Origin of the sequence: Thiomonas sp., assembly GCF_034007205.1 — a bacterium.
Lineage (GTDB): Bacteria > Pseudomonadota > Gammaproteobacteria > Burkholderiales > Burkholderiaceae_C > Thiomonas.
This window is the reverse complement of the sequence record NZ_JAVERI010000030.1, coordinates 1-13,308: the sequence shown is the minus strand read 5'-3', so window position 1 is coordinate 13,308 and position 13,308 is coordinate 1. Positions and strand designations below refer to the sequence as shown.

At 43.3% G+C, this 13,308-nt stretch carries 14 protein-coding genes; 2 read left to right on the top strand and 12 right to left on the bottom strand.

The annotated features are described in order from the left end of the window. Nucleotides 1-219 precede the first annotated feature (219 nt). The gene (locus RBR52_RS14925) at nt 220-486 is read left to right on the top strand and encodes a nucleotidyltransferase family protein (protein WP_320378064.1); all 267 of its coding nucleotides are present in this window, start codon (nt 220-222) and stop codon (nt 484-486) included. A 321-nt stretch (nt 487-807) separates the two neighbouring features. On the opposite strand, the gene RBR52_RS14920 is transcribed toward RBR52_RS14925, so the two are convergent. From RBR52_RS14920 to RBR52_RS14900, 5 genes are all read right to left on the bottom strand, one after another. Further along, nucleotides 808-1,104: a type II toxin-antitoxin system RelE/ParE family toxin gene (locus tag RBR52_RS14920; protein ID WP_320378063.1), complete on the bottom strand. Its 297-nt coding sequence runs from the start codon at nt 1,102-1,104 to the stop codon at nt 808-810. After that, nucleotides 1,085-1,312 (bottom strand): ribbon-helix-helix domain-containing protein, encoded by a 228-nt coding sequence (locus tag RBR52_RS14915; RefSeq protein ID WP_072287548.1) that lies wholly within the window; start codon nt 1,310-1,312, stop codon nt 1,085-1,087. The genes RBR52_RS14920 and RBR52_RS14915 overlap by 20 nt, the downstream gene beginning before the upstream one ends. Nucleotides 1,313-1,470: 158 nt before the next feature. Next, a complete protein-coding gene (locus RBR52_RS14910) occupies nt 1,471-1,956 on the bottom strand; it encodes a hypothetical protein (RefSeq protein WP_320378062.1) in 486 nt (161 codons plus the stop codon). Further along, nucleotides 1,953-2,492: a type II toxin-antitoxin system MqsA family antitoxin gene (locus tag RBR52_RS14905; protein WP_320378061.1), complete on the bottom strand. Its 540-nt coding sequence runs from the start codon at nt 2,490-2,492 to the stop codon at nt 1,953-1,955. Before RBR52_RS14905 ends, RBR52_RS14910 begins: the two co-directional genes overlap by 4 nt. 12 nt (nt 2,493-2,504) lie before the next feature. After that, complete coding sequence (locus RBR52_RS14900; protein WP_320378060.1) at nt 2,505-2,753, bottom strand: hypothetical protein; 249 nt, start codon at nt 2,751-2,753, stop codon at nt 2,505-2,507. Between the two features lie 644 nt (nt 2,754-3,397). Here RBR52_RS14900 and RBR52_RS14895 point away from each other — a divergent pair. Further along, nucleotides 3,398-3,565: a type II toxin-antitoxin system RelE/ParE family toxin gene (locus RBR52_RS14895; protein WP_413818339.1), complete on the top strand. Its 168-nt coding sequence runs from the start codon at nt 3,398-3,400 to the stop codon at nt 3,563-3,565. 273 nt (nt 3,566-3,838) lie between these two features. On the opposite strand, the gene RBR52_RS14890 is transcribed toward RBR52_RS14895, so the two are convergent. The 7 genes from RBR52_RS14890 to RBR52_RS14860 all read right to left on the bottom strand — a co-directional run bounded on the left by RBR52_RS14890 (nt 3,839) and on the right by RBR52_RS14860 (nt 13,116). Continuing rightward, nucleotides 3,839-4,963 (bottom strand): glycosyltransferase family 4 protein, encoded by a 1,125-nt coding sequence (locus tag RBR52_RS14890; RefSeq protein ID WP_320378059.1) that lies wholly within the window; start codon nt 4,961-4,963, stop codon nt 3,839-3,841. A gap of 54 nt (nt 4,964-5,017) precedes the next feature. Continuing rightward, complete coding sequence (locus tag RBR52_RS14885) at nt 5,018-6,091, bottom strand: radical SAM protein (protein WP_320378058.1); 1,074 nt, start codon at nt 6,089-6,091, stop codon at nt 5,018-5,020. 49 nt (nt 6,092-6,140) lie between these two features. Then, nucleotides 6,141-7,388 carry a glycosyltransferase family 4 protein gene (locus RBR52_RS14880; RefSeq protein WP_320378057.1) on the bottom strand — a complete coding sequence of 416 codons (1,248 nt, stop codon included), beginning with the start codon at nt 7,386-7,388 and terminating at the stop codon, nt 6,141-6,143. Next, on the bottom strand, nt 7,385-8,599 hold the full coding sequence (locus RBR52_RS14875; RefSeq protein ID WP_320378056.1) for a hypothetical protein: 1,215 nt from the start codon (nt 8,597-8,599) through the stop codon (nt 7,385-7,387). The genes RBR52_RS14880 and RBR52_RS14875 overlap by 4 nt, the downstream gene beginning before the upstream one ends. Nucleotides 8,600-9,321: 722 nt before the next feature. Beyond that, nucleotides 9,322-10,674 carry an oligosaccharide flippase family protein gene (locus tag RBR52_RS14870; RefSeq protein ID WP_320378055.1) on the bottom strand — a complete coding sequence of 451 codons (1,353 nt, stop codon included), beginning with the start codon at nt 10,672-10,674 and terminating at the stop codon, nt 9,322-9,324. Next, complete coding sequence (locus RBR52_RS14865) at nt 10,671-11,918, bottom strand: Coenzyme F420 hydrogenase/dehydrogenase, beta subunit C-terminal domain (RefSeq protein ID WP_320378054.1); 1,248 nt, start codon at nt 11,916-11,918, stop codon at nt 10,671-10,673. Before RBR52_RS14865 ends, RBR52_RS14870 begins: the two co-directional genes overlap by 4 nt. Beyond that, a complete protein-coding gene (locus tag RBR52_RS14860; RefSeq protein WP_320378053.1) occupies nt 11,881-13,116 on the bottom strand; it encodes a polysaccharide pyruvyl transferase family protein in 1,236 nt (411 codons plus the stop codon). The genes RBR52_RS14865 and RBR52_RS14860 overlap by 38 nt, the downstream gene beginning before the upstream one ends. Between the last annotated feature and the right edge of the window lie 192 nt (nt 13,117-13,308).

Genomic DNA, 13,308 nt, shown 5'->3' with positions numbered 1-13,308 from the left:
TAGCCGTCGCAACACAGGTTCCGCCTCTGCAAGTGCCCTGGAACATTACCGAATCAAAACCGCTGAAAACCAGTTGGGCAGGGAAGGATTATTCCTCTTGACAACTGTCAGCCATATCAGTGTCCATTCTATTACTTGATTCATTGACGACTGTAGCATGTTGTCATATATTAAGAAAAACAGCGTAAATAGCTAAATTGCCTTGAATCAAGGACCCACATGAAACCATCATACGCCCTCAAAATACACCGCGAGGAAGTTAAAAAAGCTGTCCGTGCCCGAAAAGCATTCAACGCCCGTGTCTTTGGCTCTGTTCTCGCGGGCACAGACACAGACGGAAGCGATCTCGATCTGCTAGTTGATACGTTACCCGGCACGACCCTTTTCGAATTAGGAGGTCTCCAGGTTGATCTTGAAGAGATTCTTGGCGTTCTGTTTTGCCTCAGCTGGGAATGGAGAATTGCCCCTGGCGAGTTAGCGAGTTAAAGATTTCCCCTGATTCCGGCTTTTGCTGATAGAGGTTGGGGCGACGTTTTTCCTCCAGCAGACCGCCGCTGTCGGTGTGAACCAACTAGCCGTCATGTTGAGATGAACAGGTAAGTCAATAAGTCACCTACGTCCCCTCTGGGATCCCAAAATCATTTCCAGGTTTGTTTTATGGGAAGATATTGAAAGATTTTCTCAGTGATCTCTGTGTCTCTAGCGAATACAATGAGCGAGTGGTGAGATTGTGGTTTGTTTAATCCGCGAAGATCGGCGCGCATCAGATGCTATCCGCGTCCTATTCAGGGTTTAAAAAAGGTTTTTTCACTGTCGGCTTTCCATCAGCGGATAAACTCCCTTACGATGGCAGATTCCAAGGATAAGAATTTCGTCGCCGTCAATCTTGAATACAATGCGGAAATCCCCGACCCTGAGTTTCCAGTAGCCCTTAAGGGTCTTTCGCAATGGTTCACCATATTCTTGAGGGGCAACCATGAGTCGGGTTTCGATCGCTTTTTTGATCCGCACCCGGACATCGCCGTTTATCTTTGGGATGTCTCGCCCTTTGACATCGGGATGATAGATGACCGAAAATGCCACCCTACCCCCAGACATCTTCATGGCTTACAGCCTTACGGCGGTCAAAACCATTTTCCCGTTCGGCGGCTAAATCGGCCAGTGCTCGATCTTCCCGGATTTCGAGGGCCTCCCTCACCAGGTCCCGCATCAACATGGACATGGAAACACCTTCGTCTTCGGCGAGGTCATGGAGGGCATTATAGAGGGGTTTTTCAAGGACTACGTTGACTCTTGGGTTTTTTGCAGGCATGGCAAATCTCCTTTTTCGTCAGTGTGCCACTTGTGCTCCACCTTGTCAATTATTCACTTGACAGAGCCACGAAATACCGAGTGGGAGTCTGAATGTTAATGCAAACCCTTGCCATGGGTGTCCGTCCAACATTTTGCCGTGGTAAGTCAACAAGTCACCTACGTCCCCTCCGGGGTTCCGGACAAATCCCGGTTGCGCGCCAATTGAACCGCAGGCAGCACAACCCGGGGCAGATGCATGCGGGCACATTGGCTGTTCAACCATTCCCGCCAGTACGGCCAAACGTGATAGCTGGCATTTTGCAACGAAAAAGCATCAACACTGGCCTGCTCGAGTGGACCGGACATGGAATATTCCGCCACGAATTCCGCCTCGACCAGAGCTTTGACCTCCTCTTCACCCTCCGGGCCCCGCTCATCGATCCAACGTGCCCCAAGCTCGATAAAGACTCGCAAAAGGCGCTTTTCATGGTTCAGTTCTACCATGCTCGATTCCTTGACAAAATGCCGGGTCTGAAAGGTGAGTTCCCCGGCATCATCGTACTTGGGCTCGAAATCGTCCGCACAACGAGCCTGGCAATGCCGCAGATAGACATCCTGAATCTGTAGACAATCGATAGCTTTCTGCAATTCTTCGCTGATCATGCACACTTCCTGTATCCCGTTTCACGATCGGGACATGAAGACGAAACAACAGTCAAAGTATGAGGTTGCGTAAAGGGCGGAACCACAGCATCCGACCAATGCGGATCGGTTGTCTCAAGCCCGGCCCGGCGCCGCAGGTAATCCAGCGCTTCGGGCATGTCCGCAGCCAGCCGCATCAACCGATCCATCGCTTCGGACTGAGCCACGTCGTCCGATTCGTACTTGGAAAAAGCCACCGGTCCGCCGCCGAAAATTCGAGCCGCGACAGCCTGTTTAAGCCTCAGTCGTCTCCGCAGGGCTCGAACTTCGGCACCGCTGAGCAAGCCGTCAACGCGCTTTTTAAAGGCGACCATGGCGCGTTTGTTAGCGCGCAACTGATCAGGGCCCGCTTGCTCGCTTCCACAAGCATCACACACCGAGTAATGCAGATCGAGCTCAGTCGTCTTTCCCTTATATTCCACAGGATTTTTGCCAACCTGCGGACGCAGACACCCCTCACCGCAAACAGGGCAGATTTTTTCATGTTTATTACTCATGACCGTTCTCCCTCAGGTTGAAAGGTGGCAGGATACCAGCAGCAGGATGACCCCGGATTTACCAATGGCAAACTTGAGGTAATACGCCATTGCGATATTCCTGTTAGCTGTGGGCACCCATTCCTGGCGCGTCAGCACATAAGCATCGCTCGCCACCCAGGGTCCGTCAGGCTTTTGCTGGCACCACTCTGCGCCAAGAAAGCGTCCCTTGGTAAGCGTCTCACGCAGAAACAATACAAGATCACTGCCGTCCAAAGCCAATTGTTGCAGATCAGCAATACACTTTCTTGTCCAAGGGCAAACAGCTCCATCACCCGCATTCTTAAGCAGCTCAAGAACTTCCCCTACCGGATAGAGAGGGCCACCGGAAATGGCTCGCGCCTCTCCATCTCGAGGTGGAGTACCAGTATATCGACTGACAACCCTAACACTTACCATAATGGTAAATCAATCATTGCTTTTTTTCAAGTAGGGACAATGTTCAGCAAAATCTCTACAATCCGCTCAGCCGGAATCGTAAGCTTGGATAAGGAATGAAAGGGCGCCCCCGCTCCCGATGCGGACGGGGAATACCGGATACTTCGTAACGAGCAACCTCAAGATTTGCCAAATTGTGAGACAAACGCCGCCAACAAAAACTCGGGAGCAGTGCGCCTGAATATGGCCAAACATGCTAACAAACTGTTTTTATTAGGAAGATTTTTTCTAGTGACGTTAGGAATATGGAATGTCTCGTTATATTCCGCCAAATGTAAAAATGAAAAAGGCGTCCCGTTTGATTCACCCAGTGCTATAGTTTGCAAGAACCAGCGTTTACCCTCGGGAGTGCTCTGAGTGACTGCAGAGTACCTGATACCCTGCGGTAAGTAAATTTTTTTATTTATTATTTGCCAATAATCGACTGATTGCCTCAAAATGATAAGTCAACAAGTAACCTAGGTCCCCTCCGGGGTTCCGGTTACCGGCTGGTTTACCAGGTGGACGACAATCAAGTGGTGGTTATCGTCGTAGCAGTGGGTAAGCGGGAAAATCTATCGGTATACAAAACGGCGGGAAGGCGGGTAAAGGATTGATTCTTTGGCCGCCTTGCCTCCCCCAACCTGGCCGGACGGGCCTCAAGCGCAAGACCTTGCTTACCCCCCACTCCCATTGAAAAGATCATTGCGCAAAGTGCATGGAAAAAAAGAACATCTTAGACCCGCAATTTTAACCCCGAAAATGGGCTTTTAAACCTGTTTTTGGCGATGATTTTCAAGGTTTTCGCTGGGAAATCAAGGAGTTACCTTGGTCCGACCCCGGCCATGGTAGTATATCCGGTCAGCAGCCGCCGCAGACTAGGATGGGCATTACGCCGCCCCCATTTGTAGGTACATATCCTCAAACTCGAGAGCAATTTTATCCCAGTTATAACCGACCTCCACTCGCTCCCGTGCCTTGGCTCCCACCGAATCACGCAACTTGGGCGAATCGAGCAACTCCGTCAATCTTTTCTGCAAGTCGGCCACGTTTTTGTTTTCAAAGGTGAACCCCGCACCACCGATCGCTTCCATATTTTCGGGGATATTGCTAACCAAACAACAGTTTCCATAGCTCATCGCCTCAAGAAGCGCGATGGATAACCCTTCAATCTCAGATGGCTGGACATAAACCGCGGCGTTGCTGAAAAGTTCCTGAAGAGCCCGACCTTCAACAAATCCTGGGAAAATGATGCGCGGATCATCGCCCGCCAGAGATTTGAGTTGCTCCTTGTACGCCTCCTCCCCCTTAGCATCGCCCGCTATAACCAACTTATAATCTGTATCGATCTGCCGAAAGGCTGGAATCAGATATTGGGCCCCTTTTTCCTGCACCAATCGCGAGGCAAAGAGAACGTACTTCTGCGGTTCGAGCCCCATCTTGAGAATTTCCTGTGCATCATGGTGGGGCTTGATTTCGGCCCCCGTCGGGATGTAACGCATATCGATGCCATGAGTCTCCCGGAAAAAATCACACTGGGTATTGGAAACAGCGGTATGGGCCTGATTGCCTATCAATGAAATTCTCTCAAGGAACTTTAGCATGTTCTTTCCAATGGCGTTCCAGCGGTTTCTTTGCCACTCGATACCATGCATCTGCAGCAGACATTTGTATCCCCGCAGCCGCAAAAATGGCGCGAAGGCGCCGGCCGCAACGCTGTGGCAGTGAATTACGTCGTACTTGCCACCTTTGAAAAGCAGATGGAGGGCCGCCGAAGCAGAGGTCGAGAGTTTTTCAAAGGCCGAAGACTTGATACATGGGACGGCAATGATACGCATCCCGTCATATTCGACGGGAGCGTCTCCATAGTGCCCCATTGAGAAGACAGTCACCTCGTGCCCGCGCGCCACCAAACGGCGCCCTAATTCCAAGGTGTATTTTTCGATCCCACCGCCACGAGCGATATTCTTGACAACCAGGAAGGCAATTCGAAGATGCTGAGATTGACTTTTCAAAACGACTCCTTAAATACCGAAGGATGGCGAAGGAAATTTATGTAAGTGAAGGACTCAGGGTTTTTCAGATAAGGGATTATCGACATGCCCCCTCAAATTCCCTTGCTGAGGGTCCTGCCCAACGTTAAATTGCGGACAGCAATCGCCGCAGATCCGACTGTTGGCCATCGATTTGAGTTTGTTCTTCAACACCCAAGGAAGAACCTTCTTAATGTATTTCCGCATGACCGGAGACGCCGACCCGATCATCCAGCAGGTTTTTGGGCATTTGGCCACCTTCGCCCGGACTTCTTTGGCTATGGAACTATTCCAGATAGTCATGAAGTCGTCGACATCATGCAGGTTGCCCATACTCTGGAACCAGTACTTTTCCTCCATACCGTTGCATGGCAGCACTTCACCACGGGGATCGATAAAAAAGTTCTCGCTTCCCGCTTCGCAAGGAAGCATGCGCCGACCACCGCGAATGTAGTTGATCAGGCCCACATTAAACATGGCACGGAACCATGATTTTGGGTGATTCTCCTTCATCAAGCGATTGACGAGCTCTTCGAAGTTGGCGGATACCTCGTCGATATTCGTGATGAGGTTATCGTCTTTCTGGAAATAGAAAGAGTTGTGGAAGGCGGCAGTGGCGAACTGCAGATTTAACCCCTTTGCCAATTCATATAGCCAGAGCATGTCAGAAGAGTTGTTGTCACTGACTGTAATCCCAAAGCCAATATCCTTCACCCCCATCCGCTGGAGACCTAGAAGGACTCGTAGGCCTCGATCGAACCCGCCTGGCTGCCCCCGAAGGTCATCGTTTTTTTGGGATAGACCCTCGATGCTCACCCGAAAACCGAGATTGGGAAACTTCTCAGCGAGCTTGAAGATACGGTCTTCGAACCAGCCGCTAGTGGATATCACCACCCGCTCGGTTTTGGCGAAAAGGATACGCACGATTTCATCCAGGTCCTCACGGACAAAGGGTTCACCACCTGTAACGTTTACCGCCGCCAGTTTGGGAAGTTTTTCAAGCAACTCAGGCCTGAACTCTTCTTCCGGCTTGGTGGGGCCATTCCATATGTCGCACATCTTACACCGCATAGGACAGCGGTAAGTTACTATAATAGAGGAATCCACCATATTCTCCCGAAAAAGGTTTTATTATTAAATAAAACAAGAGATGAAAAACTTAGGAAACGATCAATTCCTTAAAGGTTATGATTAATTTTCTAAGATGATGATCGGCCTTATGAACCAGCTCGTAACGACTTCTAGCTTGTGCGCCCATAACTGAAAGATCACCCAAAGTTGACATTTTTTCAATTGCGATAGCTAAACTATTAACATCACCAGGAGATACTAAATATCCATTTTCGCCATGGCTAACGAGTTCTGTGAGACTCCCGATATCTGAAGCAATCACTGGTTTCCCAGCAGAGAGTGCTTCAACAAGAGTGTTAGGCATATTTTCAAGCCAGATTGCAGGTTGCACAACAAAAGCGCTGTCACGGACTGCTTGCCACATAACTTCCCCCTGAAGTGGTGGCAAGATGGATACCATTTTACGTTTTCCATGGTCCACCAACGAAAACAGGTACTTTCTATAGCTATCGGAACAAGGACCGATAAGCCTTAAAGGAATCAATGGGGTTTTTATTTTATTATATGCATCAATTAAAACCTCAACCCCTTTTTCACGAATCAATTTGCCATAGTATAGAATATAAGGGTCTTTATTGGCACTATCACCCTGAAGGTCTGCTGAAAAGGTGGGAACATGCAAGACTTTCTCTCTTGGGAAGCCTGCCTGTAGCAGAGTTTTCTCCATGAGTCGGCTAGGACAAATGAATCGGTCAATTTTGTCATACCATTTATTCCACCGAATATAAGTAATCTGTAAAACCCGCAACATAGAGGCTGCCATAGACCCTTGAACGCATTTATTTTTGACGGCAGCAAAGGAATTGGTGAGGCAGTCCTGACAAACACTCCCATCCCGAAAGAAAAGGTAGGAGGGGCAGAACATATGAAAATCAGAGAGGCGATAGATTACGGGGATATCAAAAAGGGTTTTAGCAATATAAAGAATTTTAGGCAACATGGAAGAGGAAAGATAAATTGAATAAACAATATCCGGCTTCTCCTTACTCAAAAGGTCAATAAATTTTTTCTCAACCTGTCGATTAAAAAACATTTTTTTAACATATAACAACTTTCTAAACTTGCTCATCTGCAAATTTTCAAGCAGGAAGGTTCCCTTTCCGCTAATGGGATCAGGAAAAAATTCACCATATGGTGTGTCATATGTCTCTTCATAATTGAATGAAAAAGGGATAACGGTATGCCCCTCTCTCTCAAGTAGATTTTTAATATTAAAAAAGTATCGATCCGGACCACCATGAATAAAATAGTGGTAATTTAAAAGGACAATTTTCATTTCTCTAATTGGCGCCTTTTTTTAAAATTCGTTAAAGACATGATACAAAAAATTATGACACTCATTCCAAAAACATTATTGATTGGGTTACTGAAAAGAAAAATTGGTATAAACATAATATATACGAATCGAACCTCGTTTGGCAAACGCACAAACAATGAAATAATGAATACAATAGCTATTAGAATACCAACAATACCATGTTCATAAAGAATTCGAAATATTTCACTATGTGGTTGATTTTTAAAAATTATTTCTACACTGTCTGGTCCTTTACCTAAAAGAATATGCAAAAAGTCGGACTGAAATAGATCTTTGGAAAGTTTAGACCAATAGCTAAATCTCCACAAAGCTGAAGTTTCGTGACTCAGTCCTAATCGAGAAAATTTACCATGTTCAAAATCTCCTTCTATAATAGCGTACTCAAGCCCTTCAGAAAGCACAAACATTTGTGTTGAAAATCTATCGAGAGCCACAACAACTTTATCGTTTACTCTTGGACTGAAAAAAATAAGAGTGAATCCGGCAAACATTATACCTATGCCAAAAATAATCAGTCTAAACACTTGCTTCCTCTTGAACTTAGAGGCGACCCAGAATCCACCGCCAAAAATATAGCCAAGAAGAGTGCTAAGAGACGATGTAAGTAGAACCAAAATGATTACCGAAACATGGGTGAGCCATGCAAAATATCGGTCTTTATGGGGGTTAACAAATAAAAGCGGCAACATGGAAACAAACGCCATAACATTAGTGTGCACAAAGGTGCCTTTCACTCGACCACTACCATGCCCACTCAACATTAAACCAAAAACAACAACGAATATAATTAAAATCGAGAAGTGTTTTCTATAATTTGAATTTATAATAGGACATGGACGGTAAAATGAAGACAAAAACAGAAAAAGGCATATGGTAAGCCTTTTGACAAAAGAAAAGGGCTCGAAATTATCTATGTTAATAATAGTAGAAAAAAATAACACTAATAAAAAAAGGATAGAAAAAATAAAATCTTTGTTTATTCCTATTGAGCGCTTTCTTATTAAAATCTCAAGAACAACTATAAAGAAAACAAAAAATGCCCCTCCTTGCCGTGAAATATTTTGGTTAACCAGGATTCCCACCGAGTAAACAACATATGAGAAAAATAGTATTTGCCAGTAGTCTGTTTTATGATTATTTTGAAAATAGTCTACAGTTTTAATATGCATAGCTCTAAGTATTAGTTATGATAGAATTAATAAAAAATCAATTAGTTTATTTAATAAACAGCGATAGTTATTGATCACATTTGACCAATGTCTCACCAATGTAAGCAAGGAACTTTTTGCCGGTTTCTTCCAGGCGCATCCCGTCTAATTTTGCATAGATCTGCTCTGCTTTTACCCACACCGCTTCTTTATCCCATGAGGCGCGAATTACCTTTAGCAAAGCGGCAAATTAAGCGCTACAATTTGCTAATTTGATAGAATCCACTCGGAGAATTCAACTAGCCCCTTGCAAAAATCAGTAAGTAAAATTGTCCATCCAACTCGGTTTTCTTTGCCCCACCCTAACACCGACACCAATGACAAAAGACACCAAGGCTCTGTAAGCGCCTTGCTCTCAGCTAAGGTCGATACTTCGTATCACTGCTTGCAAAGCAGTGATAGACAGCTTATGCCACCCCCGAAATTGCTCCAAAGAAGGTAGGTGAAGATCACCTGTCAGGGCCCAGATGTTGACGAAGGTTCCAGAGAACTATTTCCTGTAGTACTGAATTTGTCACCATCGGCTTTTTCGCCTTAAGACGGCAAAAGTCTGGGTGAGGATACTTGACAACGAAATAACATGATCAATACCGGCGTCTCCTGCGAAACAACAAAAAAAACCAGTTTCATAAGTAGCTCTTACCCAAATAGATCATATAACATTAAAAAAAGATTTATTTTTTTTAAATGCCCAACACATTGCAACCATATCTCAACAATCCCGCTAAACCTAACATTAAACCGGCATTCACCAAAACGTTTCTAAGATACTTTCTCCATGAAAAATTCATTACTTTAAAAATAATACAGAAAAAAACAATATTTATGACAACAAAGGAGACCGCCATAAAAAACAGGCCGTAATATACGCTACCAAATGCAAATTTCCCAACCAACAACGCTGAGGCACTAGTAATTATTTGGGCTATTATTGAAATCATGGCGTACTTTTGTTTATCCAAAGTTATTGACAAGCCTTGAACTGTGATCATAATAAAATTGAAGTAATATTGTAACGCAAGAATTCTCACAAAATCACCTGCCATTTTCCATTCGTGGCCCAAGAGAATAACAGCTGCAATATCACCATACGCCATTATCAATGCCATCGGGACAACTGAAATCTTCATGCTTCTAACAAGATTATTGTAGACATATTCACCTAACGCTTTGCCCTGCCTTTTCATTGATGCTGTAGTTCGAAAGAAAACTCGCCCTATAGCAGCCCCCAACAAAGAACTCGGCAATTGGAGTAAGCGAATTGTAATAGCATAATAGCCCAAAATTTCTGTTCCCCAGAGACCTTTGATTAACAAGACAGGTAACTGACCTTTAAAGGAGCCGATTACATTTACTGGCAACTGATATATTATAAATCTTTTATTCTTCTGAAATACGCGTATAAACTCTTCTTTATTAAAGGTAAACATCCTCCTACTCAAATAACGTTTCATATGCAATAAGGTTATGATCCGCCCTACTACTTGACCTATATAATACCCATATGAAGTAAAGCCCAACATACCCAAACCGATGGCTATTGCGCCATAAACACAGCCATGAATTAAGGGATTCTTCATCAACACATCATACTGCGCTTTACGATTAAGCCATGTATAGCAGACCTGGGTTTGTTGCAATGTAAAAACCGAAACAAACAAAATAGCAATGAATATGCTATCGCCAAAACCTATCTTTGATCCGAATAACTTGAAAGAGATAAGAACAACAAAGCTTCCTAACGCACTAACAACAAATATTATCGTTGTTATCACTCTATAGCTTTCTTCAAGATTTCCTTCTTCATCAACCATTATGGCATTGGTCAACCCAAAGTCTGAAAAGGCCTGAATAACAGTGGCTATGGAAATCAAAAGCGCCCATGTACCTATAATTTCAACCCCGTAAATACGGGTAATTATTGGCAGCGTAACAAAATAACTACCTTGTCCCAGAATGGTACCTATGGATAGTTTTGCCACATTCTTTTTGTTGCCAGAAAGTTTTAGGTTTTCTCTTATTCTATGGAACATCATCTATTAGATTCTTTTGCCATCTTAGCTAAAATATTTTTCATAGTACTAGTCAACCCCAAACTTCTCAAAATACTGCGCAAAACATTTTTGATTTTAACTGGAATACTGTTATTTACATATTTTTTGCTGCAATATTTAAATCCCTTCAATTTGAAATCATGAAAAAATACCTGTCTACTCAGACTTTCCTTAGGCGGATGTTGTAAATTAGCTCTAATTACTGTTTCCAACGGCATTTCAAAATTTTCTATATCGTGCCCTATAGCCTGATAAATTTTCTGTCCCTTTATTGTATTAATGAGAACCTTTGATATCCCTTTGCTGCAGTCAATCTTTGAATTAAACTTCGCAATCCCCCAATAATCTCCTACAGTGATATCAGACGTTCTTTCAATCTTTGTGTATAAGCAATTATGACAACACAACCTTGTTGCGTTGTGGGAGAGAAAAATTTTGTAGTACTTGTTTTCATTAGACCTCTGCAGTTTGTTTTTTCGACTATCCGCAAAATATACTCTGGTACTTGGAACTTCCCACCGTACAGATTTGTCCCGGAAGTTTATATCTATGACCCTAGACCGATGCCTCTCCTGCTCCCATCTAATATACTCTGAAAATAATTTAGGCGACGGAACTCCAAAACAAATTATATCGACGGTGTAAAGATTTTCATAATCTCGCCCTAAAAAATTATATAAGCCACCAATTTGACAAGGAGTACCAGTGAACAGAACTAATCTTCCCTGCTCCAAACACTCTTTAGCATCAATATATGTATTATTAATTTCGCTTTGAACATATTTAGACCCCTGAAGCTTGCTTGCAATTTGCTTGGAGTCAATCATTTGATGTTTTACCTTCATGTCCTGATCATAAACTGCACCAACCACTACCCCCTGCCGCTCGAGGACATACATTGCCAGTCGATGAGCAATTCCACCAGAACTACTATTGAGCAGGTCTCGCGAGTGTCTGTCCATGGCGGCGAATGCCAAAGGACTATCCAATCTTTCTATAAAGTTACCGATCTGTACATACTGACAGGCCTTCAAACATATCCCACATTCAATACAGATTTTATTGTCAATCTTTGGAAATAAAAAGCCTTCCTCATCTGAGAACATCACAATGCACTGTTTAGGACACGAACTTTTACATGCGCCACAACCACAGCATTCATATACTGGAGGAAATTTTTCGCATCCACTAGGATTTTTCGCTTGGTGATATTGTAGAATATTCATCGCGTTCCTCCAAAAGCATCTTTATTAAATTCTTTGTTTCCCATGCCTCTTCAATATATTTGGGCATTACTTTCTGCAGGTGAGTCCTAATCTTATCTTTATTTTCGTATAACCATTTAAAACCGTCCGCAAGCTCATGTTCGGTCTTAAGCTCAGAAACGGGGATAACATAATTTTTTTCATTTCCGAACAAATCTCGAGCAATTCCAGTTGATTTTAAAGAGTAACCCAATACAAGAGTTGGAACACAAGAAGAGTAGGCCGCAATTGTTGCGTGAGTTCGCGCCCCTACAAAAAGTTCACATTGGGAAATAATGTATTTTAATTTTCGTGCACTATATTTTTCATTCTCAATCAAATAAACGTCATTTGTTCCCTTGTATTTTTCATATAGCCTTCTCAAAACTGACAAGTCTGCGTTATTCATAACATGCGGTATCAGCACGACTTTCATGCCGCATTGATGGATTATACACTCGATCAAATTACTGTATGAATCAATAATCAACCTGTAAGTGTCTCGACCATCCTTACCCGCGACAAGATTACTAACATTTAAACCAACCATTCTATTCTGCAACCAATCAAAATCAGTATTGACAGTCTCTTTCCCAATGACAAAAGCTGGGTCTGGAAAGTAATGCAAGCTATCATTCCCTATAAATCTAGAAATGTTTTGAAAGGAAGTTCGGTCTCTGGCTGTAATTGCATCATAATTATTAAATGATGATATTAGCTGATTGTCTATATTTATTTTATCAAGTGAACAATCATACAAAAGAATTTTTCCAATACTTTTGCTTCTAATCATCTCTGTTAAAGAATATAATTCCCGCTTTCTATTGACTTTCCTATCAAAGTTGTCTGCTCCAACCACTATAACCAAGTCAAATCCAATTGCTTTCTGCAAAAACTTTTTGCACCTAAATCTGGTTATAAGATCAGTACAATCAACTAAACGCAGAAAAGTGCTTAAGGCTTTATGAACTAAAGGTATATGATAAAAGTTTTCATAACGTGGAACGGAGTCGTCAATCAAAGGTACGTCTAGCGCATCATGCTGTTTTAAATCCGCAGAAGATGCCGCTACATAGGTAGCTCCGGCCTTTCGGCAAATTTCCACCAAACCAGTCAGAAGAGCTTCCGAACCCTTATTATAGATAGCCGCCCCAATCAAAATTAAAACTTTTTTTCCCATGTTTTTCCCCTAGCGATATCCTTTAATTTTAGCCAATATGTTCTTACGAAATGCCAAACGAAATTTTTCGGATCTATCCACCAAAAGAAGGTGGGTGTGACGTAAACTGTCACAACCATGGTGGAACATGCTCCCTAAAGGGGGTATGTCTATGGATCTCAATCAGTTTCGCAAAATTTTTCCAAGTGATGG